The sequence below is a fragment of the Pseudoflavonifractor intestinihominis genome (genome assembly GCF_040096055.1).
Classification (GTDB): domain Bacteria; phylum Bacillota; class Clostridia; order Oscillospirales; family Oscillospiraceae; genus Pseudoflavonifractor; species Pseudoflavonifractor intestinihominis.
The window spans coordinates 24806-48553 of record NZ_JBBMFK010000026.1; the positions used below are offsets into that span (position 1 = coordinate 24806).

Genomic DNA, 23748 nt, shown 5'->3' on the forward strand with positions numbered 1-23748 from the left:
TGTCGTCAGTGTGTGGGAGATGTGTTACGGGGCCGCCCGTGAGGGCGGCCCCGTAAGGCTGTCTTGGGTGCCGGATTGTTACTTGAGCAGTGCCAGGATGAAGCGCTGGACCATGGCGGAGAGCTCACCGCGGGTGAGGGACGCGCCGGGGGCGGCCAGGCCGCCGGGTCTGCCGGTGATGATGCCGCTCTGCTGGCAGTAGAGGAAGGCGTCCATGGCGTCCTCCGGGATGGAGGCGGCGTCCGTGAAGTTCAGGGAGCCGGTGAGAGTTGTGTCAGCCTCAAGGACACCGGCCATGGCGTACAGGGCCTTGGCCACGTCGGCGCGGCTGGCGGTCTGGCTGCCGTCAAAGCCGTCGGAGACGATGGAGAGGGAGGCGGCCCACTGGGCGGCCTCGGCGTACCACTGGGTACCCACCTGGCCCTCCACGGCGGGGCAGCCGGCCAGACGCCACAGGACGGTGACCAGTTCGCCGCCGGTGACGGTGGCGTTGGGGGCGAAGTAGCCGCCGCCGGTGCCCAGAAGGAGCTCACGGGCGCTGACAAAGGCCACAGCGGGGGAGTACCACAGGGACGCGGCCACGTCCACAAAGACCTTGGTGTTGTCGATGAGCTGGAGCATGCTGGAGTCGCCCAGGGAGAGGATCTTGCCGTTCTCCACCACCGCGATGGGGACGATGGTGTAGTGTCCGTCCTTGTCCACCTGGACGGCTACCGTGTAGGCGCCGGCGTCGGCGGGGGGCACGGGCGTGAGGGGCACGCCGTTCTCGTCGATGATGACCACGTCGTCATCCTGCGTGGGCGGCGTGTAGGGGGGATAGTACTCCACGTGCTCGGGCGGGATGTCCACCACTTCGGTGCCACAGACGATGTCGGCCCGGTCGCGGATACGGATGCGGGGGGCGGGACCGTCAAAGGTGTTGTCGTAGGAGGCCAGGCCGGTGACGGTGATCTCGTGGCCCACGGCCAGGTTTTCGATGGCCTTGCTGCTGGTGATGTAGCCGTCGATGAACACCCGGGCGTCGTAGCCGGTCTCATCCCGGACCATGATGGTCTGGACCAGGCCCTCGGCCTCGGCGAAGCTGACCACCACGCCCTTGATCTGGACCAGGCTGCCCAGGTACTTGGACTGGGCGGCCTCCTGGGTGGTGATGAGCTTGGGCTCCACGGTGCCCTCGCCGATCTTCTCGATGGAGGTCACGCTGATCTGCCGCTCGCCCTGGTAGGAGGAGGTGGTGCCGGTGATGCGCACCTTGTCGCCGATCTTGTAGTTGCCGGCCACGGGGAAGGCGTTGATACCGGCGGTGCCGTCCTGGACGTAGATACAGTCGAAGAAGGCGGTATCCTTGTCATAGCCGGAGGCGTTGGAGGTGACCACACCCTCGATGACGTACTTGATGCCCTCCAGGGGCTGGGCCTGCACGTCGGCGATATCGGTGATGGTCAGGGGGTTGAGGTAGGAAACCAGGTTCTCACAGATGTTGTAGTTGGAGTAGTTCTTCTCGGAGCCGGAGTCGCCGATGGTGGCCTGGACCTCGAAGTTGGACATGAAGGCCGCGCCGGAGACCACGATCAGGCCCTTGTCACCGCCCAGGTCCTCGGTGGCCAGCACCATCAGGCGGTCGTCGCCCTCGGCCACGGCGTACTCGGGAACGGAGCTGCCGCCCAGGCCGTCGTTGTCGTTGTCCTTGGAGTAGGTGGTGGCGTGTCCGTAGACCACGGGGGAGACGGTGGCGGGCAGATCGGAGGTGGCGTTGCCGTCAGCGTCCACAGCGTACACGGTAGCGCCGCCGTAGTGGCTGTACAGCTGGGAGTAGAGGTTGTTGTTGGGGTACTCGGGGTCAAACTCCACGCCGTCCATCAGGAAGTTGTCCCAGTTGTAGGTGGACAGGTAGAGCCGGCGGTTGGAGTCGCCGCCATTGAGGGTGTCGTCGGAGGCGGTGTCGTCCGCGATGCGCAGGGAGGAGCCCAGGGCCTCCAGAATGGCGTTCTGGGTGGCTGCCATGTGGACGATGTCGGGGTTGCCGGTGATGACGGGGTAGTTCTCGTAGTAGTCGGACCAGCCGGCCACGATCACCGTACCGCCGGCGGCGTTGAAGGCGGCGAGGGCCTCCAGCTCGGCGTCGGAGTAGGTTCTGGGGTCGTTCTGGGCGTCCACCAGGCGGCGGGAGGGGGCGGTGAGGATCATGGCCACATACTTGTTGTCCTTGTTCTCGCATGCGGCGATCAGGTCCTCGCTGGTCTTGAGCTCCACGGTACGCACCGAGTAGCCGGCGGCCAGGTTGCCGAAGTTGCCCATGGAGTCCTTGTAGTTGCCGGCCACGTACTCGTTGTAGTGGGAGGCGTCGATGCCGATGTACACCAGCTGGCTGGCGTCCAGGATGTCCAGGGTCACGTCCTTGGAGTAGGTGTACTCAATGCCGCCCTTCTCCAGGAGCACGGTGACGGTGATGGTCATCACGCGGGCCATGTCGGGGATGTAGCTCCAGTCCACGGCCAGGGTGCCGGAGGCGGGGAGCTCATAGCCCTTGGTGTCGGTGCCCAGGACCTGGTCGCCCACGGAGTAGGTGAGGGACTTGACGGTGGCGGGATCGCTCTCGCTGTTGAAGAGGGTGGTGGTGAGGGTGAGGGCCTCGCTGGTGACGGGGGTAGAGGTGCCGCACTCCACGGAGGAGATGCCCAGCTTCAGGGTCTCGCCCACCCACACGGGGGCGGTGACGGCCAGGTTGCCGTCGCCCTGGGTGACGCGGATGAAGTAGTAGCTGTAGCTGGCGGGGATGGTGCACTCCAGCTCGCCGGAGGCCAGCTCAGTGGGGTTGTCCCAGGTGTAGGCCACGGAGCCGGAGTTGACCACCACTTCCACCTTGGTGGTGGTGTCGGAAGTATCGGGGTCGTAGAGGGACACGTTGATGGTCACGTTCTCGGGCACTTCCTCGATGATGGAGCCCATCATCTGGCCGTTGAGGGTGTAGTTAATCTCCAGGTTCTTGTCCTCGGTGGCGTAGACCCGGTAGTTGCGGATGGCCTCGTAGATGCCCTCCTGGGAGAAGTCGTCGGTGAGGATGACATCGCGGGCGTCGTTGGCGTTGCCCCACTTGCCCTTGTGGTTGTCCTGGTTGTTGGTGGGGGCCACGTGCCAGCCCTTGTCCAGGGCCATGATGTAGTACTCATAGCTGGGGTAGTAGCCGCCGGCGCCGATGGCGCCCTCGCCGTTGCCCACTTCCACCAGGTACATCCGGGTGTCGATGACGGGATCGTAGTAGGCGAAGTCGGAGAAGGTGCCGAAGGTGGAGCCGGGGTGGTTGAACTGGCTGATGGAGGCGGTGAGGGCCGAGTTGCTCAGCAGCGCGTAGTAGGCCTTCATGCCCGCGTCGCCGGTCTTGTTGTTGAGGGTGGCGTTGTTGCGGGAGACGATGCCGGGGGTGTTGAAGGTGTTGATATGGCCGGGGCCGCCGGACCAGGTCATCTCGAAGCCGGCCAGGGCCACCAGCTCGCCCTTGTGGGCGGCGTTGAAGTCGGCCACCGCGCCGGTGTAGGCGCTCCACTTCTCGGCGCTGGCTTCGGTCATCTGGCTGACGTCGTAGAGGGCGGCCTCGGGGTTGGCTGCGCCGGAGGCGTCAAAGTAGTTGGAGTGGTCGGTGAAGGCCACGAAGTCCACGTTGGCGTCCTCGGGCAGGTTGGCCACATAGTTCAGGCCCTCCTGGAGGGTACCCGCGCCGTCGGAGTACTCGGCGGTGTGGGAGTGGAGCTGGCCGAAGTAGAGCTGGAACTGGGCCACGCCGATGGTAAAGGACCAGGTACGGGAGACGGACTTGCCGTCGGTGCGGGAGACGATGGCGGTGACGGTGACCTTGCCGTCGGCCATGGCCTCGGCGGGGGTGTAGGAGGCCTTGCCGTCGGCCACGGTCAGGTCCACGGAGGCGTCGTTGACCGTCATGGCAATGGTGGGGTTCTCGCCCGCGTTGCCGAAGGTGAAGCCAATCTCGGGCTGCTTCTCGTCGCCGGTCTGTGCGCTGGCGGCGGGGAAGACAGAGGTGATGTAGGGCTCGTCCTTGACCTCAAGGGTGGTGGAGCCGGTAAAGGCCACGTCCTTGCTGTCGGTGCCGGTGACGGTGATCTCCAGCTCGCCGGCGGTCATGGCGGCGGCGGGGATGGTGAAGGACCAGGTGCCGTTGTCGTTGGTCAGCTCGGCGGTGGTGCTGCCGTACTTGGCGGAGACGTCCTTGACGCCGAAGACGGCGTCCACGGTGAAGCTGACAGTGTAGGCCTGGCCCACATAGGCGTCGGGCAGGGTGCCGAAGGTGACGGCGGGCATGTTGACCACGCTGTCGGTGACGGTGACGCCCTCAGCCACGGGGTAGAAGTTGAAGGTGTAGATGTCCTTGTCGCTGTCGTTGTACAGGCTGTAGGTCTTGTAGGAGCCGCCGTAGTACTCCAGGTACTGGGAGTACTTGCCGTTGAACTTGGCGGTGCGGCTCTCCATGTTGAAGCCGCCGTTGAAGGCGGTCAGCTTCCAGTCGGCGTCCTCGGTGGCCTCGACGGAGTAGAAGGCGTTGTTGCCGGTGCCGTTGGAGCAGAGGTAGCCGTCCGCGGTCTTGAAGCGGAACCACTCGCCGTTGACCTCCACGGTGAAGACCCGGGCGCCGTTGGCGGGGGTGGCCGCGCCGTCAGTCACAGTGGCGGCGGCGTTGTTGATGGAGGGGCTGGTCTCGTTGCCGTCGCCGCCGGCCAGCACGCCCTTGGCGCCCTCGTTGTAGAGCACCACCTGAGCGCCGGCCTCGGGCAGGTCGCCGCTGGGCTCCTCGGGCATTTTGGTGACCTTGTAGAAGGCCAGGGCGAACATGCCCTCGCTGCCAGCGGAGATTTTACCGTAGGAACTCCAGTTGTTCTTCTCCGCATACCACTCCATGTAGGAGTTGCGGACGGTGTTCTTGATGTACCAGAGGCCGTTTCCGGCATCCTCCAGCACCCACTTGTCGTTCTTCTCGCCCAGGGGCATGCTGGAGAAGGAGTCGCCCATGCCGATGTTCTTTCCATCATAGGAGAAGGACCAGGTGTCGTCGCCGTTGTCGGCCACGGTCCACACGTCGGCGGCGGTGAAGCCGGACAGGATACCGTCCTTCAGCGTAACGGCGGTGCCGTTGTTATAGAAGCCGTTGTAGGTGCCGGACAGGGCCATGCCGTAGGCGGGGGCGTAGATGACCACCTGGTCGCCGTGGGCGATGGGGCCGGAAGAGGCGCTGCCGTCCAGGTCGATCTCGCTGGCCAGGGTGTTGCGCAGCTGGAGGGTGGTGTTGTACACGCCCACCGCGCCGGTGATGGTGATGACGTCGCCCACCTTGACGGGCCAGGTGCCATCCTCATTCTTCTCGCCCACCACGGCCTTGTAGAGCTGGATGGTGCTGCCGCTGCTGTCCTTCACGGTGATGTTGGGTTTGGAGTAAGCACCATTGTTATCATCGACTTGTGTGACCTCCACGTTGCGGAGGGTCACATAGGTGCAGATGTCGGCGGTGGTCAGCTCCCCGATGGTCTTGGCAGCCGGGGTCAGGGTCAGCCCGGAGGACTTCTCATAGGTGGCGCCGGCCAGCTCAGGCAGGCCGCTGTAGGTGTCCCGCTTGCCGGTGGCGATGACGGTGTCACCCAGGGAGAGGTCGGTGGGGCTGGCGGACAGGTAGGCGCAGATGCCGCCGGTGCTGTCCTGAAGGTAGACGTTCTTGCCGTCGATGAGGGTGACCACGCCCTTGACCGTCAGGTTCTCGGTGCCGTCCGCGGCGGCCAGAGCATCCGCGATGGAGATGGTCTCGGGCTCCTCGGGGTCGGGGGTGTCGCCGGAAACCTTGTAGAAGGCCTGGGCAAACAGGCTCTCGCTGCCGGCATTGATGTTGTAGTAGGCGCTCCAGTTGCTGTTGGAGTCGTACCACTCGATGTAGGCTTCCCGGACGGTGTTCTTGATGTACCAGAGACCGTTGCCCGCGTCCTCCAGCACCCATTTATCGTTGACGCCGCCCAGAGGCATGCTGGTGAAATCAGTGTCCATACCCAGCTTCTGGCCGCCGTAGGAGAAGGACCAGGTGCCGTCGCCGTTGTCGATGACCGTCCACACCTCGGCATCCGTATAGCCGCTGAGGGTGTCGCCGCTGAGGGAGACGTCGACGCCGCTGTTGTAGAAGCCGCTGTAGGTGGTGGACAGGGCCTTGTTGTAGGCGGGATTATAGATGACCACCTGATCGCCGTCCGCGATAGGGCTTACGGAGGGCTGGGGCTCGGGGTCCCCGCCGGGCTCAGTGGTGCCGCCCTCGCCAACGGCCTTGAATACCAGAAGGTCGAACACATATCCGCTGGTATTGGAAGTGGCGTAAGCGCCGAAGCGTCCGCCCTGATCCTGCCACGCAATGGCACGGGTTCCGGCGCTGGAGGCGGTAAAGCGGAACGTCCCATCGGGATTGGATGTGACATTCCAGTCATACGCCGTATCAGGCTTTGTAAAATTGGTTCCGCTGGTGCCGTATCCCAGATAGTCGCTGCCATTGTAGAAGGTGGCAGCTCCATCAGATACGGTTACAGTCCAGGACGGAATGCTGCTGCTGGAGGACAGACCATCCGCAGTAATGGTGACATCAGTTCCGTCAATTTTACTGCCGATGTTTGTCCCGAGCGCTTTTGCGCCGGAAGAGGTGTCTGCAACCAAGACATACTGCCCGCTGGTCAGGGCATCGAGTTCAGTGACTTGGGTGTACACCCCGTTCTCCCCGGCGGCGGAAGCGGCGGTTGGGAAAAAGGTGAACAACATTGCGAGGGATAGGAGCAGGGCAAGGTTCTTGCGGAGCTGTCGTTTCATGATCTCCATCCTTTCTCTCGTCCGCATGGCTGTGCGGATGGCGGCAGGTGTATATTTCTGCCGCACAATCAAGATTTGTTGCCTGGTACCGCTGGCGCATCACCTCCCGAACGGTTACATAAAAACAAAATAAGTTTCCTCACGTATCCATTCTACAGGGAATTCCGGTTACATTCAACTAGAGAGCATGACATTTTGCACAACAAAAAGTGAAAAAGGCCATGTAAAATTAGTGTAAAATGGTCAACTGTACAAAAAGCGTGGATGTCTGTCCAAACCGGCTTTCCGGAAGGCGGCCGGGAGAGCGCAAAAGCGTTTGCAAATAGGGGCGGAACTTGATATAATATAGTATTCAAACGCATTGCACCAAAAACGCAGATGTGAGGTGCCAGATTTGTACTTAAAAGCACTCGAAATTCAGGGCTTCAAGTCCTTTCCGGACAAGACGGTGCTCACCTTTGGGGAGGACATCACCGCCATCGTGGGACCCAACGGCAGCGGCAAGTCCAATATCTCCGACGCCATCCGCTGGGTCATGGGGGAGCAGTCCACCCGCGCCCTCCGGGGCGGCAAGATGGAGGACGTTATTTTCGGCGGCACGGCCAAGCGCAAGCAGCTGGGCTTTGCCGAGGTGTCCCTGGTGCTGGATAATTCCGAGCACTTCTTTGACCTGGAGGAGAGCGAGGTCATGGTCACCCGGCGGTACTACCGCTCGGGGGAGAGCGAGTACTACATCAACCGCCGCAGCGTCCGCCTGAAGGACGTCAACGAGCTCTTCATGGACACCGGTCTGGGCCGGGAGGGCTACTCCATCATCGGCCAGGGCAAGATCGACGAGATCCTGTCGGTCAAGTCGGGCGACCGCCGGGAGATCTTTGAGGAGGCGGCGGGCATCTCCCGCTACCGCCACCGCAAGGAGGAGGCGGAGCACAAGCTCACCCGTACCGACGAGAACCTGGTCCGCATCAACGACAAGCTGGACGAGCTGGAGCTCCAGGTGGAGCCGCTGCGGGCCCAGTCGGAGAAGGCGCGGAAATACCTGCTGCTGCGGGATGAGCTGCGCGGGCTGGAGATCTCGGTCTGGCTGGACCAGCTGGAGAAGATCCGGGCCGCGGCCATCAAGACCCTGAACGACTACGAGAACGCCGTCCGCCAGAAGGACGAGGCCCAGCGCCAGCTGGAGGTGCTGTACGCCGCAGCCGAGGGCTATGCCGCCCAGATGCGGGAGAAGGACGTGGAGGCCGAGCACATCCGCTTTGAGATGATGCAGCGGGAGGCGGACGCCAACCTGTGCGACAACGCCATCGCCGTGCTCAAGGCCAACATCCAGAACAACCTGGAGAACAGCGGCCGCCTTCAGGAGGAGCTGGCCGCCCAGGAGGGGCGGGACGACAGCATCGGCGCCCAGATTGAGGAGCGCCGGAGCCGTATCCGTTCTATTATAGAGGAAGCGGACGCCCTGCGGGCGTCTCTGGCGGACTATCAGAACCAGTCCGAGGAGGCGGTGCGGAGCGCCGGCACCCTGGCCGCCGAGATGGAGGCCCTGCGGCAGAAGGAGGCGGTGGAGAGCGCCTCCGCCTCTGAGGCCAAGGCGCTGCTGTCCGCGCTGGCCGCCGCCGCCCAGGAGCTGATGGACCGGGACGAGGCGGTGCGGCAGGAGCTCTCCGCCGCCGAAGAGCGGCTGACCGCCGTCCAGGCGGAGGAGAAGGCGGCCCGGGCCGAGCTGGAGCAGGCCCGGGAGGACCGGGACGCGCTGAAGAACGTCATCAGCGGCTATGCGCTGCGTCTGGAGTCCCGCAGCCGGAAGGCCAAGGAGACCCAGGACCGGCACGTGAAGCTCCAGATGGAGGAGAACGCCGTCAAATCCCGCATCCACATGCTCCGGGACATGGAGAAGGCCTACGAGGGCTACTCCAAGGCCATCAAGGTGGTCATGGGGGAGGCCCAGCGGGGCCAGCTGCGGGGGATTCACGGGCCGGTGGCCGGGCTGCTCCACGTGGAGGACCAGTACACCGTGGCCATTGAGATCGCCCTGGGAGCCGCCATGCAGAATATTGTGGTGGACTCGGAGGAGGCGGGCAAGGCCGCCATCCAGTGCCTGAAGCGGCGGGACGGCGGGCGCTGTACCTTCCTGCCCCTGACCTCCATCCGGCCCTCCGAGTTCCGGGACCGCTCCGTGGAGAGGGAGCCGGGCTTTGTGGGCATGGCCGACCGGCTGGTCCGGTTCGAGCCCGCCTATGAGAAGGTATTTTCCAACCTGCTGGGCCGGGTGGTCATCGCGGAGGACATGGACCGGGCCATCGCCATGGCCCGGAAGTACAGCTACCGCTTCCGCATCGTCACCCTGGACGGGCAGTTGCTCAACCCCGGCGGCTCCATGACCGGCGGCTCGGCCTCCCGTTCGGCGGGCATCCTCAGCCGGGCCAACGAGCTGGAGCGGCTGAATACCCAGCTGACCGGCGTGCAGGACGCTCTGGCCCAGGCGGCCAAGACCCTGGACGAGGCCAGACGTGAGGCTGCTGTGGCCCAGTACGAGGTGGAGACCGCCCAGGCCCAGCAGCGCACCCATGAGGACACCATCCTGAAGCTGGAGGAGCGCTGCGGCCACTATGCGACCCAGCTGGCCGAGCTGCGCCGCCAGCAGGAGAGCCAGCGGGCGGAGCTGAAGCAGCTGGAGCAGCGGGCCGCCCAGACCGAGGCGGATACCGCCGCGGCCCGGAGCCGCATCGAGGCCCTGGAGGGCTCCGCCGCGGCCCTGCGGACGGAGGCGGACGCCAAGGCCGAGGGCCAGAGCCGCCTGCAGGAGCAGGTGAGCGCCATCGGCGAGCAGATCGCCGGGCTGAACATGAAGCTGGCCGGTCTGGAGGCCGAACAGGAGGCCTCCCAGAAGGCCCTGGAGGAGCTGGAGGACCTGCGCCGGGACATGGCGGGAGACCGGGAGCAGCGGGCCAGGATGATCGCCGACCTGAAGGCAAAGAACGACGACCTGAACGCCCAGATCCTGGACCAGGAGCGGCAGCTCCAGACCATCCGGGAGGAGAACCAGGGCCGGAACCAGGACATCCAGCGGCTCAACAGCGAGAAGCTGGCCCTGGAGGGCCAGCGGAACCAGGCCGACCGGGAGAGCCGGGACAAGAACACCGAGCTGCTGGCCATGGAGCGGGAGGTGTCCGTGCTGGAGCAGAAGAAGCTGTCCAGCTCCATGGAGGAGAAGGGCATTCTGGACAAGCTGTGGGAGACCTACGAGCTCTCCCACGAGGCCGCCCGCCAGCAGCGGGTGGAGCTGGAGAGCGTGCCCAAGGCCCAGCGCCGCATCGGGGAGCTGAAGAAGTCCATCTCCGGCCTGGGCAACATCAACCTGGACGCCATCGACGAGTTCCAGCGCATCAACGAGCGGTACACCTACCTGAAGGACCAGCGGGACGACGTGCAGAAGTCCAAGAAGGAACTGGAGGGTATCATCGCGGACATCACCGCCGAGATGAAGAGCATCTTCTCCAACCGGTTTTCCATTATCAACCAGGCCTTCGGGGAGACCTTCCAGGCCCTGTTCGGCGGCGGCCGGGCGGCGCTGGAGCTGGAGGACCCGGACGACATCCTCAACTGCGGCATTGAGATCAGGGTCCAGCCCCCGGGCAAGGCCCTGAAGATCATCTCCCTGCTCTCCGGCGGCGAGAAGGCCTTTGTGGCCATTGCCCTCTACTTCGCCATCCTGAAGGTGAGCCCCACCCCCTTCTGCGTGATGGACGAGATCGAGGCCGCCCTGGACGACGCCAACGTGGTCCGCTTTGCCCACTACCTGCGGCAGATGAGCGACAGGACCCAGTTCATCGTCATCACCCACCGGCGGGGCACCATGGAGGAAGCCGACGTGCTCTACGGCGTCACCATGCAAGAACAAGGTGTGAGCCGCATCCTGACCATCAACCTGAACGACGTGGAGAGAGAACTGAATATCAAGTGAGCTGAGGTGTTTCAGCGCCGGTGAGGCGCGGAATACTGAAAATAAGGAAGAACGAAAGGAACCGAGACCACATGGGCTTTTTTGACAAGATCAAGGCGGGCCTGACCCGCACCAAGGAGAACATCGGCCACTCGCTGGACAGCCTGTTTGCCGGTGAGCTGGACGACAACTTCTACGACGAACTGGAGGAGACCCTGATCCTGGGGGACATGGGCATGGACACCACCATCAAGGCGGTGGCCGAGCTGCGCCGCCGGGTGAAGACGGAGAAGATCAGGGATGCGGAGGGGGCCCGGGAGTGTCTGCGCCGGGTGCTGACCGACATGCTGAACGTGGGCGACAGCGCCCTGAACCTGAGCGCCTCTCCCTCTGTGATTCTGGTCATCGGCGTCAACGGCGTGGGCAAGACCACCACCATCGGCAAGCTGGGCGCCCGGCTGAAGGGGGAGGGGCGGAAGGTGCTGCTGGCCGCCGCCGACACCTTCCGCGCCGCCGCCGCCGATCAGCTGGAGATCTGGTCCCAGCGGTCCGGGGTGGAGCTGGTCCGCCAGCACGAGGGGGCCGACCCCGCCGCCGTGGTGTTTGACGCCATGCAGGCCGCCAAGGCCCGCAAGACCGACGTGGTGCTGGTGGACACCGCCGGCCGGCTCCACAACAAGCAGAACCTGATGAACGAGCTGAACAAGATCGGCCGGGTCATCGACCGGGAGCTGCCCGGCAGCCGGACCGAAACCCTGCTGGTGCTGGACGCCACCACCGGTCAGAACGGCCTCATCCAGGCCAGGCAGTTCATGGAGGCCGCGGGCATCACCGGCATTGTGCTCACCAAGCTGGACGGCTCCGCCAAGGGCGGCATCGTCATCGCCATTGCCGATGCCCTCCAGGTGCCGGTGAAGTACGTGGGCGTGGGCGAGGGTATCGACGACCTGATGCCCTTTGAGGCGGAGAGCTTTGTCCGCGCGCTGATCTGATCTATAATAAGGAAGGAAACCGATGAAAAAGCTGGTAATGGGCGGCGCCTGCGTGGTATGGGGCGTGCTGCTGACCGTTCTGATGGAGGCCGGGGAGATCGCGGGGACCGGTATCTGGGCGGCCGCCATGGCCCTGCTGCTGATATCCGCCGGCCTGCTGCTTGAAATTTTGGGCCTGCGGGAACATTAGAGAAAAAGGACGTCCCCAGAGGACGGTATCCGGTTTGGAGGTATATCATCAGTGGCAAGAATTGACGGACGGGCCAACGATCAGCTGCGGCCCATCGAGATCATCCCCGACATCAACAAATTTGCGGAGGGCTCCTGCCTCATCCGCTGCGGCAATACCCACGTACTCTGCACCGCCTCGGTGGAGGACCGGGTGCCCCCTCACGTCCCGGAAGGGGAGGGGTGGGTCACCGCCGAGTACTCCATGCTGCCCCGGGCCAACCGGGAGCGGAGCAAGCGGGACATCGCCAAGCTGAAGCTGTCGGCCCGGTCCGCTGAGATCCAGCGGCTGGTGGGCCGGTCCCTCCGGGCGGCGGTGGACATGAAGGCCCTGGGGCCCCGCACCATCACCGTGGACTGCGACGTGCTCCAGGGGGACGGCGGCACCCGTACCGCCAGCGTCACCGGCGGCTTTGTGGCCCTGAGTCTGGCGCTGCACAAGCTGGTGGAGGAGGGGACCCTGGAGGCCATGCCCCTCAAGACCTGCGTGGCCGCCATCTCCGCCGGCATCGTGGACGACCAGCTGCTGCTGGACCTGTGCTATGAGGAGGACTCCTCCGCCCAGGTGGACCTGAACTGTGTCATGACCGGCGAGGGCGAGCTGGTGGAGCTCCAGGGCACCGGCGAGGGCCGGGCCTTCACCCTGGAGGAGCAGCGGGCCCTGGTGGAGCTGTGCGCCAAGGGCATCCGGGAAGTGCAGGCGGTCCAGAAGGCCGCCCTGGGAGGTTGAGCCCATGAAGATGGTATTGGCCAGCAAGAACAATCACAAGCTCAAGGAGATGCAGGACATCCTGTCCGCCCAGGGGGTGGAGGTGGTCCTGGAGTCCGACGTGGGGGCCGATGTGGACGTGGAGGAGACGGGCACTACCTTTGAGGAGAACGCCCTTCTGAAGGCGAAAGCGGTCATGGAGGCCACCGGCCTGCCCGCCATTGCCGACGACTCCGGCCTGTGCGTGGACGCCCTCAACGGCGCCCCCGGGGTGTACTCCGCCCGGTACGGCGGTCCCGGCCTGGACGACGTGGGCCGCTACAAACTGCTGCTGGAGAACATGCGGGGCCAGCTGGACCGCCGGTGCAAATTCGTGTCGGCCATCTGCTGCTGCTTTCCCAATGGGGACACGGTGACCGCCCGGGGCGAGTGCCAGGGCACCCTGGCCTACGCGCCCAAGGGGGCGGACGGCTTTGGGTACGACCCCATCTTCTTTGTGCCCGGCCTGAAAAAGACCTTTGCCGAGCTGCTGCCCGAGGAGAAGAACGCCATCTCCCACCGGGGCAACGCGCTGGCGATTTTCAAGGACAAACTGGCGGAGTACCGCCGGGACCATCAGCTTTAAGCGGCCGGGAAAGGCCGTTTGAATAATCTATTATATAAGGAGGCGGCGGGGACGTCCCGCCAAAAGACCTATGGATTTGACAAGCAAGCAGCGCGCCCAGCTCAGGAGCCTGGCCAACAGCATCGACACCATTGTCCATGTGGGCAAGGACGGCCTGGGAGAGAATCTGGTCAAGCAGGCCGACGACGCACTGGAGGCCCGGGAGCTCATCAAGGGCAAGGTTCTGGAGAACTCCATGTTCACCGCCCGGGAGGCGGCCGAGGAGCTGGCCGCGGCCACCCGGAGCGAAGTTGTGCAGGTGATCGGAACAAAATTCGTCCTGTATCGTCCAAGTCATAAAAAGGACAAGAAGGACAAGATCGTTCTGGTGAAGGACAGCCGGAAAAAGCCGGTGGTGTGACAGACATTCAGCAAAAGATTGCGTGAAAGGAGCTGGCTCACTTGAAAATCGGTATCTATGGCGGCACCTTTAACCCTCCCCACCTGGGCCACATGGCGGCGGCGCAGGCGGCCATGGCCGTGCTGGGGCTGGACAAGTTGTTTTTCATTCCCGCGGCCCTGCCGCCTCACAAGGAGCTGCCCGCGGACGGCGCGGGGGCGGAGCACCGTCTGGCCATGACGGCCCTGATGGCGGACGGCCTGGGGGAGAGCATGGGCCGCCGCGGGGACGTGGAGGCCCTGGACATCGAGCTGCGCCGGACGGGGAAGAGCTACACGGCGGACACCCTGGAGGAGCTGCGCCGCCGCTTTCCGGAGGATGAGTTCTGGCTGCTGATGGGGACGGACATGTTCCTCACCATCCAGAACTGGTACGAGCCGGAGGAGATCATGTCCCTGGCGGGCATCGCGGCCTTTGCCCGCACCGAGTCGGACAGCGGCGAGATGCTGCGCAAGCAGGCCGACTATCTGTCCAAGACCTACCAGGCCCGGGTGCAGCTGGTGGAGCTGCCCAGAATCACGGACCTCTCCTCCACCCAGATGCGGGAATTGCTGGAGGATGGACAGGGGGGCGACCGGCTGTGGCCGCCGGTGTACGGCTATATCCTGCGCCACGGCCTGTACGGCGAGCACCCTGACCTGAAGCATCTGAACGACGCCGAGCTGCGCTGCGCGTCCTACAGCATGATCCGGGCCAAGCGCATCCCCCACGTCAAGGGCACCGAGCAGACGGCGGTGGAGCTGGCGGAGCGCTGGGGGGCCGATGTGGAGAAAGCCCGCCGCGCCGCCATTCTGCACGACTGTACGAAATATCTGAATATGGAAGAACAGTTGCAATTGTGCCGGCAATATGGTATTGTATTGGACGATTTAGAGCAGAAATCGGTGAAGCTGCTCCACTCCAAGACGGGCGCCGCCATCGCGCGGGACGTGTACGGCGCACCGGACGACATATACTGGGCCATCTTCTGGCACACTACCGGCAAGGCCGATATGTCCACCCTGGAGAAGGTGCTCTACCTGGCCGACTACATGGAGCCCACCCGGGACTTTCCCGGCGTGGAGGAGCTGCGGGAGCTGACCCATCGGGATTTGGACGCTGCGCTCCGCCTGGGTCTGGAGATGAGCGTGGAGGATCTGAAGGAGCGGGGCGTCCCCGTCCACCACAACACCATGGAGGCTCTGAATTGGATACTGGAGCATGGGCCCCGGGATCCTTCCTGAATCCAAAACAGAGAGAATGTACAGACACAGCCGCCGGTGAGGCGGCGCGCGGGAAAGGAACTACGAACCAATGAATCCTGAGCAGAATCACAGAAAGGGCGGCGCCCGACTTTTAAAGCCGTCTTCCAAGAAGGCGGAAGCTGCGCCGGAGAAGGAGACGGTCCCCACCAAGAAACCGGAGTTTACGGACAAGGACGCGCAGGCCGGCCAGAAGGCCACAAAGCCCAAGAAGCCCAAGCCCCAGCGCACCACCAAGCAGAAGGTGCTCCACGGCGTGTTTATCGGCGTCACGGTGCTGGCGGCCATCATCGTGGTCATCGGCATCGCCCTGGCCGTCTTCATCCAGAAGCCGGCCCAGGTGACCCAGCCCAGCCGGGGCTCCAAGGAGCCCAGCGGTACGGAGGCACAGGATGAGGGCGGCGCCAGCACCACCCGGCCCGACGGCCTGTCCAGCGACCGGAAGGAGGACTTCTATACCTTCCTGGTGGTGGGCCGTGACACCTACGGCGGCGGCAACACGGACACCATCATGCTGGTGGCCTACGACATCCCCAACCAGAAGCTGTCCGTCATGAACATCCCCCGGGATACTCTGGTAAACGTGTCCTGGGACATCAAGAAGATCAACTCCGTCTATAATATGTACGGCGGCGGCGACGAGGGCATGGACGCCCTGAAGGAGGAGGTCAGCCAGCTGGTGGGCTTCATCCCGGACTACACCTTTGTGGTGGAGTGGGAGGCCGTGGGCAAGCTGGTGGACGCCGTGGGCGGCGTGTACTTTGACGTGCCCCGCCGGATGTACTACAACGACCTGTCCCAGAACTTCAAGATCGACCTTCAGGAGGGCTATCAGCTTATCGACGGCGACAAGGCCATGCAGCTGCTGCGCTGGCGCCACAACAGCGACGACAGCGGCCATATTCTCAACTCGGGCTACGCCAACGGCGACCTGGGCCGTATCGAGACCCAGCAGGAATTTCTGAAGGCGGCCATTGAGCAGTGCCTCCAGAAGATCACCGACGTGAAGACCATCACCGGTATCGCCCAGATCTTCTTTGAGAACGTGACCACCGAGCTGTCCGTGGGTAACCTGGCCTGGTTTGCCCAGCAGGCCGTCTTCGGCAACAGCGGCGGCCAGAAGCTGGACATGTCCAGCGTGACCTTCCTCACCATGCCCTGGGTGTCCGCCGACGGCGTGTGGAGCCGGACCTACAACAACCACCCCTCCTATGTGGCGCCCGACGTGGACGAGCTGGTGGATACGGTCAACGAGTACTTCAATCCCTACGTGGACGACCTGCGGGAGGACGAGCTGGACATCATGTATGTCAACTCGGACGGCACTCTGGGCTGCACCGGCGGCGTGCTGGAGGACACCAAGTACAACAGCTGGGTGAAGGGTAAGGGTTCCAGCTCCTCCAGCTCTAGTTCCAGTTCCGGTTCTTCCGGTTCCGGCTCTTCCAGCTCCACGCCGTCCGCCAGCACTTCTCCCAGCCCCAGCGCGTCGGAGTCTCCCAGCGCGTCGGAGTCTCCCAGCGCGTCGGAGTCTCCCAGCACGTCGGAGTCTCCCAGCACGTCTCCCAGCACCACCCCCAGCCCCTCCCCCAGCGAGAGCACCGCGCCCAGCACGTCTCCCAGCGTGACGCCCTCCACCAGTCCCAGTGAGAGCGTGCCCCCCACCACCTCGCCCAGCGAGTCCCAGCCGGTGGAGAGCACGGAGCCCTCTCCCAGCCCCAGCGCGTCGGAGACGCCCAGCACCGCCCCCTCTGAGGGCGGCACCGTGGCGGAGCAGCCGCCCGAGGGCATCCCCATCTATACGCCCGAGGTCCCCGCTGAGACCGCCCCCGCGGCGTAACGGAACAGCCATTCAACCCAACTGAGAAAGGGGTTTATCAACTATGACACCCAAGGAAACCGCGATCGTCCTGGCCAAGGCCCTGGACAGCAAGAAGGGAATCGACATCAAGGTGCTGGAGACCGGCCACCTGACCACCCTGGCGGACTATTTCGTCATCTGTACCGCCACCTCCACCACCCAGGTCCGCGCCCTCTCCGACGAGTGTGAGAAGGCCATGAAGGAGGCCACCGGCGAGCTGCCCCACCACGTGGAGGGCCACCGGGGCGGCACCTGGGTCCTGCTGGATTTCTCCTCCGTGGTGGTGCACGTGTTCATGGAGGACGCCCGCAAGTTCTACGACCTGGAGCGCCTCTGGTCGGACGCCACGCCTGTGGACCTGACCGGCGTGCTGACCAAGAACTGAGTGTCAGACAGCAGAAAACAGCCCCCGCCTTTTCAAAGGCGGGGGCTGTTTTTTCATGGGAACCGGGCTCACCCTCTGCGGTCCAGGGTGATGGTGTAGCCCTCCACGATGTCGGGCGTCTCGCCCTCGGCCACGGGGGCGTGGTTGATGGTGACGCGGTCGCCGGGATTGAGGATGACCGCCACGTCGTTGTCCTTGGCGGGGATGGAGTAGTAGACGTCCTCGTCCTCCAGGGAGAAGTAGTAGTAGGTGTTGCCGTCAATGACCGCCGAGCGGATATCTGCGATGACGCCGGACACGTCGGTCTCCAGCCGGCTGCCCTGGTCCACGGCGATGCCCTTGGCGGCCATCTGCTCCAGGTAGTTCTGTTCGCAGGAGGCCACGGTGTCGCCGATGCCCACCACGGTGAACTGGCCCACGTTGACCATGGCGTACTGCTTTACCAGCTGGCGGTTGTCCTTCAGGGCGATGAAGTAGGTGGGCTGGTCGGCCACGTTGAGGAGCAGGGGGAAGGTGGCCTTGTAGCCCTGGTCCTGGACCATGCCCTCGGCGGAGGCCTGGGCGGACTGCTCGGTGGCGCCGGGGACGGTGTAGAACTTGGTCTCCTTGGTCCGCTGGTTGCACAGCAGGAAGCCCAGGTTGGACTGGTCGCTGGTGGCGGAGGTGACGCCGGTGTACATGTACACGTCGTCGTTCATGGCGATATAGTTGTAGCCCTCGGTGGTGACGCGCACGTCCTTCTGGCCGAAGATGGAGTTGATGAAGCCGTGGATCAGGGTGCCGTAGTAGTCGTACTGCTGCATGATGAGGGAGGCCAGGTATACCCGGTCCACCCACTGGGGCACGTCCTCATAGTACTGGCACTCGCCGGTGACCGCGTTCATCAGCACCGCGCCCTTGATGTCGGTGCCGCCGAACAGGCCGATGGTCTTGACCACCCGGGGGCAGATCCACCAGGGATTGCCCTCCTCGTCGATCTCAAAGGAGGGCTCGGCGAACATATAGGTGGGGTAGTTGAAGCGGAGGTGTCGGTATACGTTGCGGTTGAGGGGCTCGGAGGGGGAGTACTTCATGCCCTGGCCCTCGTCCAGACGGACCACCTGCACCTCCTGGGTCACCATGTCCACCACGATGTAGGCGGGCAGGCCCTCGGCGCGGTTGGTGAACCACTTGATGAGGTCGGCGTACTCCAGAGGCGCCACCCGGACGGGGCGGCCCTGGTAGTTGATCTGAGTGGAGTCGTAGGTCACCTCGAACTGGCTGGCCATGTCGGGGATGGTGCCCATCTGGGTGGTGCTCAGGTAGCGGGCGGAGTCCTCGTCCAGCATGGGGATCTCACTAAAGGAGATCTCCTTCACATCGGTGACAAAGTCGCCCTCCTGCACGTCCAGCAGCTCCCGGTAGGAGGCGGCGCGGAAGATGGGCAGGGAGATGACCTGGCCCACCAGGGCCACCACGATCAGCAGGCCCAGCAGGATGCCGATGGGCAGGCACTGCTTCTTGATGAAGCGGAAGTACTCCTTCAGCTTACCGCCCTGGACGGTTTTGACATTTCCCGAGGCGGTGGTCACCACGGAGCCCTCCAGGTGGAAGCCGCCGGTGATAAAGGCGCACACGATGTACACCACGCACAGCAGGCCCACGAAGGTGTAGAAGTCCTCGGACTGGAAGTTGAGGGCAGGGAGGGCAATGTAGAAGTAGACAAAGCCGATGACCGCGGTGATCACAAGGTTGAGCAGCACTTTGCCCAATTTGCTTTTGGGAGCGTGGAGCTTCTTCCCGCTCTTCGGTTTCTTCTGATTCAATGTAAGATTCTCCTTTTCTCAGTGTGCGCGGCGCAGGCCGCGCGGCTTACCCGGCTCCCTTAGTATAGCCCAGACCGGGGGCGAAAGCAACATAACAGCCCGAAGCGGAAGATTAAAATTCCGTAAAAACGCCCAAAGGGGACATGCGTCCGCCGGGGAAGGAGAAAAAAACAGGAGGCGTCCCGGGAAAAGGGACGCCTCCTGCGGATGGACGGCGGCTCAGAGGGCGGCGGCTTCCCGCTCGATGTCCCCCTCGCAGGCCTTCATGGCCTGAAGGGTGCGGTCCAGCAGGTCGTTGAGCTCCCAGCCCAGCAGCTGGGCGCCCTGGGAGATGGTGTCCCGGGAGCAGCCGGCGGCGAACTTCTTGTCCTTGAACTTCTTCCGCAGGCTGGACAGCTCCATGTCCTGTACGCTCTTGGAGGGGCGCATGAGGGCGGCGGCGCCGATGAGGCCGGTGAGCTCGTCCACGGCGAAGAGGACTTTTTCCATCTGGTGCTCGGGCTGGACGTCGGTGCCGGTCATGCCCCAGCCGTGGCTGACCACGGCGTGGATGAGGGCGCTGTCCAGGCCCTGGGCCTCCATCAGCTCCCGCACCTTGACGCAGTGCTCATCGGGCCACTGCTCAAAGTCCAGGTCGTGGAGCAGACCCACGGTGGCCCAGAAGTCCGCCTGATCGCCGTAGCCCAGCTCCTGGGCGAACCAGCCCATGACGGCCTCCACGGTCAGGGCGTGGCGGAGGTGAAAGGGCTCCTTGTTGTAGGTTTTAAGCAGGTCTAGTGCCTGCTGGCGGTTGAGTTCCATAGCGGCAGCGCTCCTTTTCGGCAGAATAAGGGAATGGGATAGCAGGCTCATTTTAGCGCAGTCCGGCGGCCCGGTCAAGGGCGGGACAGAGTGGGAAAGCGGAGAAAAAGGGCGGCAGAAAGGGGCGCGTGAAAACACTCGAAAAAAATAAAAAATACCTATTGACAAATTGAACTCAAGTGGTTATAATAATCAACGTTGCTTCGGTCAACAGAAAACGAAAGACTGAATGAGCACCGAGATGGAGTAGTATCGAAGTGGTCATAACGAGCACGACTGGAAATCGTGTGGCCGTCAAAAGCGGCCCGAGGGTTCGAATCCCTCCTACTCCGCCAGATAAGAACCGCAGTATTGATGAACTTCATCGATACTGCGGTTCTTATTTTGTATAAGCCTTCTGGATTAAAATATGCCGTAATAAAAATCAGCATGTGTTTGTGAATATACGTCACAGCCATGGTGCCAATGGTTGTGCTTTAGACCTGAGCAAGGCAGTGGCCCGGGGAAAAGATGCCGTCTGAACATAGGAAGCAGAGCAAGCGGTTTAGGAGGATGTTATGATTCATTTTGAAGAGATAACAGAAGAAAATTTTGATGCGGTCATTCATATGAAGCGCCCGGAGGGGGAGAAGTTTGTCGCCTCCAACAGCGTCTCGCTGGCCCAGGCGTGGCTTTACCGGAACGACGGCGATGTATTCCCCTTTGCGATTTATGAGGATGACATCCCGGTGGGATTCCTTTTGCTGGAGGAGGACAGGGAAGCGGGCAACCTGATTCTGTGGAGAATTATGATCTCCGTGGAGTATGAAGGAAGAGGCTATGGTACACAGGCAGTGCGGCTTGTGATCGAGCAGGCCAGGGCAAGCGGAAAATATCACGCGCTCAATCTGGACTGCGCCGAAGAAAATAGGATCGCCTGGAATATTTATGAAAAGTTAGGCTTTCACCCGACTGGGGTTATGAATCATGGCTCGGTAGAATTGCAGATTCTGCTGTAAAGCTATGTCTTACGCCAGAAAACCCGCAGCTGTAACGGCTGCGGGTTTTGTTTGTATCATCCAAGAAGGGAGAAAACCCCGCGGACGGTCAGCCCAGGACCATCCAGCGGGGCAGTTTTATCGGTTTCATGATGGCCAGCAGGAGAAAGAACACGCCGGCGGCCAGCAGGACGTCCCCAATACTGGCGAAGCCGCCGATCAGGGGGACGGGGCAGTAGATCACGTCGCCCAGGAAGCGGAGCCGGGTGCCGCTGTCCTCCAGGGCGTACATGGGCACGGCTCCGGCGGCGAGCTGGGCCAGACCGTCAGGGGAGAGCAGCCCGGCTGCGGCGGCGGATACGGGCATCCGCCAGCCGTTGGCGGCGATGACCGCCAGATTGCACAGGCTGCCCAGCCCCGCCAGGGCGGCGGTGCGTTTGAGCCTGCGGTTGCGCCACAGGAAGAGGAAGATCATAGCGTAGGACATCAGAAGGAGCACTGCGGCCCAGGGAAGGTAGTGCTCCGCCGGGAGCAGGCCCAGGGCCCGCTGCATCAGCAGGGCCAGGATGGGCAGGGGCAGCAGGTAGAGGGGGGTCTCCACATAGCGAATCAGCCGCCCGCCGGTGCACCAGCCCAGCGCCAGGGCGAGCAGCACGGCCAGGATCAGCATGGGCCGCCTCCCGTCTGCTCCAGGGCCTGGATGCAGCGGGTGAGCTCTCCCGACTCGGCCAGGGCGGCGGTGACCAGGGCCACCGCGGGGTGGAACTGCTTTCCCGCCTCGGCCCGGAGGATGCATCCCGCATCCCGGGGGGTACGGGCGGTGCAGTAGGGCCGGGCGCTGGTGATGGCGTCATAGGAGTCGGCGGCGCCCAGAATGTAGACCTCCAGGGGGAGGGCGTCCCCGGCGGTGCCGTCGGGGTAGCCGCCGCCGTCGTAGCGCTCGTGGTGGCTGCGGACAAAGATCAGAATGTCCTTATAGGCGTCCATGTTCTCCAGGATGCCCACGCCCCGCAGGGGGTGGGTCTGGATCACCGTACGCTCTTCAGGGGTGAGGGGGCCGGGCTTTTGCAGGATGGAGTCGGGGATGCCGATCTTGCCCAGGTCGTGGAACAGGGCGCCGGTGCGCAGCCGCTCGATCCGCTTGGCGGGCAGCTTCATCTCCTGGGCGATGCGGCAGGCGTAGGCGCTGACCCGGCTGGAGTGGCCCTTGGTGTAGGTGTCCTTGGCCTCCAGCGCGGCGGTGAGGGCCTCCACCATGCTGTGCTGCTGCCGCTGGAAGGAGAGGCAGAGCTTGAAGGAGTAGCGGGCCAGCAGCAGGGGAAGCATGAACAGCAGGGCCAGCCAGCCGCCGGCCCGCATCATCAGCAGCATGGAGAGAAAGTACCCGATGGAGGAGGAGCAGGCCACGCTGGGCAGCAGCCCCAGAAACATCTGAAAGATGGTGGGGTAGAAGGGGGCGTGGTGCTCCAGCATGTAGAAGAGGAGTATGACCACGGCGTTGAAGACCATGGCGGCCAGGATGAAGAGCAGGGCGGGCAGCAGCACGCCGGGGAGAGAGATGTCCCCCGGCACACCGCCGGCCAGGTAGTAGAACAGTCCGCCCACCCAGTAGGACAGGGCGTGGTCGCCGATATTGAAGAAGGTCTTGAGGGGCGAGGTGTTGAAGAGGTGCTGGTGGTGTTTTCCGTCCGGGGTGGAGACCACCACGAAGGGGAAGGAGATGGCGCTGACCAGCACGGCGGCCTCGGGGCCCAGCAGCAGGGTGGAGGCGAGGATGCTGATAAAGGACAGGTCCACCGTGCAGTCGTCCCGGATGTACAGCGGCAGGCAGCAGCAGATCCAGCTGAGGAACAGCAGGAGCAGCAGGGTCCAGAGGGTATCCGAATTCCACTGGGAGGACTGCCGGACAAAAAAGGACCAGCCGGACCAGACGAGAGCGGCGGTGCCCAGGCAGCCCACACAGGCCAGATAGGCCTTTGAAACAGGACGCATAAGCGATCCTCCCTACGGCGAAAATTGGAAAATGGAGCCCCCGGGGGCCGGCGTCCGGCCGGCGCCCCGGGGTGGTACGGGTCAGCGGAGGGTGAAGAACGCACCGCCGGCCAGGACCAGGGAAACAAGGGAAGTGAGCGCAACGAGCAGCTTCGCCTTATTCATCGAATACAGCCTCCTTGACAGTGGTACTCTGTCATTCGCTAGAGACAGGCCATATCCGCTTCGCTAACAAAGAGTTTAACTTGGGGCGCCCTCCTCGCGGGCAAAGGCCAGGGTGAGGATGCGGCGGTTGACGCCGTCCAGGGTGGCCAGGGCCACGGAGAAGTTGGGGTCCTCGCCCAGGTAGCAGGCGCCCAGTAGGGCCTCGGTCTTTCCGGCCTGCTCCAGCCGCAGCCCCACCAGGGCGGCGATCTGGCTGCCGATGGGGACCTGACGCAGTTCATCCAGACAGAACCGGCACCCGGCGGTGAGGAACTGGTTGATGGCGTCGGTGGTGGCCTGGGCGATGGCCCGGCTCCGGCTGGCGGAGGAGAGGTCTGAGTGGGCGGTGCCCCAGTGGCACACATCGCCGATCCGCAGGGAGACGGTCACATCCACGCCGCTGCGCCCGGAGGAGAGCTCCAGCCTGTCGCAGATCAGCCGCCGCTGTACCACGGCGGGGCGGCAGGGGATCTGGGCCACGCTGATGATCCGGTGGTCCAGCTCCAGCCGGAACCGGGCCAGCAGGGCGGACTGGATGTCCCGCACGATCTGCTTGGGGGAGCGGGACTGGTCGGAGAGGACGTGGACCTCCCGGACCGCGGCGCCGTCAGTGACAAATTCCACGCTGAGTACGCCGGGGAGCTGTTCCGTCAGCTCCTTCCACGGGGCGGTGTCAGAAGAAAGGACAGTCTGTGCCATGTGGGCCTCC

Annotated in this window: 16 protein-coding genes and 1 tRNA gene; 11 read left to right on the forward strand and 6 right to left on the reverse strand. The window is 63.8% G+C overall.

The window, feature by feature from the left end; all coding sequences use genetic code 11:
• Positions 1-78: 78 nt before the first annotated feature.
• Entirely contained in the window at positions 79-6840 is a 6762-nt protein-coding gene (locus WMO64_RS13660) for an S-layer homology domain-containing protein (protein WP_349232317.1), read from the reverse strand.
• Between the two features lie 385 nt (positions 6841-7225).
• On the opposite strand from WMO64_RS13660, the gene smc reads away from it, so the two are divergent.
• From smc to rsfS, 9 genes are all read left to right on the forward strand, one after another.
• The gene (gene smc, locus WMO64_RS13665; RefSeq protein WP_349232318.1) at positions 7226-10804 is read left to right on the forward strand and encodes a chromosome segregation protein SMC; all 3579 of its coding nucleotides are present in this window, start codon (positions 7226-7228) and stop codon (positions 10802-10804) included.
• Between the two features lie 71 nt (positions 10805-10875).
• On the forward strand, positions 10876-11775 hold the full coding sequence (ftsY, locus tag WMO64_RS13670) for a signal recognition particle-docking protein FtsY (protein ID WP_349232319.1): 900 nt from the start codon (positions 10876-10878) through the stop codon (positions 11773-11775).
• 22 nt (positions 11776-11797) lie between these two features.
• Positions 11798-11965, forward strand: coding sequence for a hypothetical protein (locus WMO64_RS13675; RefSeq protein ID WP_294521118.1), 168 nt, complete (start codon positions 11798-11800; stop codon positions 11963-11965).
• Between the two features lie 51 nt (positions 11966-12016).
• On the forward strand, positions 12017-12733 hold the full coding sequence (gene rph, locus WMO64_RS13680; RefSeq protein ID WP_349232320.1) for a ribonuclease PH: 717 nt from the start codon (positions 12017-12019) through the stop codon (positions 12731-12733).
• 4 nt (positions 12734-12737) lie between these two features.
• Positions 12738-13337 (forward strand): XTP/dITP diphosphatase, encoded by a 600-nt coding sequence (locus tag WMO64_RS13685; RefSeq protein ID WP_006575091.1) that lies wholly within the window; start codon positions 12738-12740, stop codon positions 13335-13337.
• A gap of 70 nt (positions 13338-13407) precedes the next feature.
• Positions 13408-13737: a ribosome assembly RNA-binding protein YhbY gene (gene yhbY / locus WMO64_RS13690; RefSeq protein WP_294521093.1), complete on the forward strand. Its 330-nt coding sequence runs from the start codon at positions 13408-13410 to the stop codon at positions 13735-13737.
• A 41-nt stretch (positions 13738-13778) separates the two neighbouring features.
• A complete protein-coding gene (gene yqeK, locus WMO64_RS13695; protein ID WP_294521091.1) occupies positions 13779-14999 on the forward strand; it encodes a bis(5'-nucleosyl)-tetraphosphatase (symmetrical) YqeK in 1221 nt (406 codons plus the stop codon).
• Positions 15000-15069: 70 nt separating this feature from the next.
• Positions 15070-16854 (forward strand): LCP family protein, encoded by a 1785-nt coding sequence (locus WMO64_RS13700; RefSeq protein ID WP_349232321.1) that lies wholly within the window; start codon positions 15070-15072, stop codon positions 16852-16854.
• Positions 16855-16897: 43 nt separating this feature from the next.
• The gene (gene rsfS / locus WMO64_RS13705; protein WP_294521085.1) at positions 16898-17260 is read left to right on the forward strand and encodes a ribosome silencing factor; all 363 of its coding nucleotides are present in this window, start codon (positions 16898-16900) and stop codon (positions 17258-17260) included.
• 68 nt (positions 17261-17328) lie between these two features.
• Here the strand turns inward: rsfS and WMO64_RS13710 are convergent, their stop codons facing one another.
• The gene (locus WMO64_RS13710) at positions 17329-19065 is read right to left on the reverse strand and encodes a CvpA family protein (RefSeq protein WP_349232322.1); all 1737 of its coding nucleotides are present in this window, start codon (positions 19063-19065) and stop codon (positions 17329-17331) included.
• Positions 19066-19284: 219 nt separating this feature from the next.
• Positions 19285-19866, reverse strand: a complete 582-nt coding sequence (locus WMO64_RS13715) for a hydrolase (protein WP_349232323.1) — start codon at positions 19864-19866, stop codon at positions 19285-19287.
• 243 nt (positions 19867-20109) lie between these two features.
• Between WMO64_RS13715 and WMO64_RS13720 the strand changes: the two genes are divergently transcribed.
• Together WMO64_RS13720 and WMO64_RS13725 are read left to right on the forward strand one after the other, a co-directional pair.
• Positions 20110-20201: transfer RNA gene (locus tag WMO64_RS13720), tRNA-Ser, on the forward strand.
• Positions 20202-20423: 222 nt separating this feature from the next.
• Complete coding sequence (locus WMO64_RS13725) at positions 20424-20864, forward strand: GNAT family N-acetyltransferase (protein ID WP_349232324.1); 441 nt, start codon at positions 20424-20426, stop codon at positions 20862-20864.
• A gap of 88 nt (positions 20865-20952) precedes the next feature.
• Here the strand turns inward: WMO64_RS13725 and WMO64_RS13730 are convergent, their stop codons facing one another.
• From WMO64_RS13730 to WMO64_RS13740, 3 genes are all read right to left on the reverse strand, one after another.
• The gene (locus WMO64_RS13730) at positions 20953-21513 is read right to left on the reverse strand and encodes a DUF5317 domain-containing protein (RefSeq protein ID WP_349232325.1); all 561 of its coding nucleotides are present in this window, start codon (positions 21511-21513) and stop codon (positions 20953-20955) included.
• Positions 21507-22835 (reverse strand): HD-GYP domain-containing protein, encoded by a 1329-nt coding sequence (locus tag WMO64_RS13735; RefSeq protein WP_294521079.1) that lies wholly within the window; start codon positions 22833-22835, stop codon positions 21507-21509. Before WMO64_RS13735 ends, WMO64_RS13730 begins: the two co-directional genes overlap by 7 nt.
• A 240-nt stretch (positions 22836-23075) precedes the next feature.
• Positions 23076-23738: a hypothetical protein gene (locus WMO64_RS13740; protein ID WP_349232326.1), complete on the reverse strand. Its 663-nt coding sequence runs from the start codon at positions 23736-23738 to the stop codon at positions 23076-23078.
• Positions 23739-23748 lie beyond the last annotated feature (10 nt).

What these genes read in the sequence shown, in the direction of transcription:
- WMO64_RS13735 (WP_294521079.1), bottom strand. Translation starts at nt 22,835, where the DNA reads ATGCGTCCTGTTTCAAAGGCCTATCTGGCCTGTGTGGGCTGCCTGGGC.
- WMO64_RS13700 (WP_349232321.1), top strand. Translation starts at nt 15,070, where the DNA reads ATGAATCCTGAGCAGAATCACAGAAAGGGCGGCGCCCGACTTTTAAAG.
- WMO64_RS13660 (WP_349232317.1), bottom strand. Translation starts at nt 6,840, where the DNA reads ATGAAACGACAGCTCCGCAAGAACCTTGCCCTGCTCCTATCCCTCGCA.
- WMO64_RS13685 (WP_006575091.1), top strand. Translation starts at nt 12,738, where the DNA reads ATGAAGATGGTATTGGCCAGCAAGAACAATCACAAGCTCAAGGAGATG.
- WMO64_RS13715 (WP_349232323.1), bottom strand. Translation starts at nt 19,866, where the DNA reads ATGGAACTCAACCGCCAGCAGGCACTAGACCTGCTTAAAACCTACAAC.
- WMO64_RS13725 (WP_349232324.1), top strand. Translation starts at nt 20,424, where the DNA reads ATGATTCATTTTGAAGAGATAACAGAAGAAAATTTTGATGCGGTCATT.
- WMO64_RS13730 (WP_349232325.1), bottom strand. Translation starts at nt 21,513, where the DNA reads ATGCTGATCCTGGCCGTGCTGCTCGCCCTGGCGCTGGGCTGGTGCACC.
- yhbY (WP_294521093.1), top strand. Translation starts at nt 13,408, where the DNA reads ATGGATTTGACAAGCAAGCAGCGCGCCCAGCTCAGGAGCCTGGCCAAC.
- ftsY (WP_349232319.1), top strand. Translation starts at nt 10,876, where the DNA reads ATGGGCTTTTTTGACAAGATCAAGGCGGGCCTGACCCGCACCAAGGAG.
- WMO64_RS13740 (WP_349232326.1), bottom strand. Translation starts at nt 23,738, where the DNA reads ATGGCACAGACTGTCCTTTCTTCTGACACCGCCCCGTGGAAGGAGCTG.
- rsfS (WP_294521085.1), top strand. Translation starts at nt 16,898, where the DNA reads ATGACACCCAAGGAAACCGCGATCGTCCTGGCCAAGGCCCTGGACAGC.
- WMO64_RS13675 (WP_294521118.1), top strand. Translation starts at nt 11,798, where the DNA reads ATGAAAAAGCTGGTAATGGGCGGCGCCTGCGTGGTATGGGGCGTGCTG.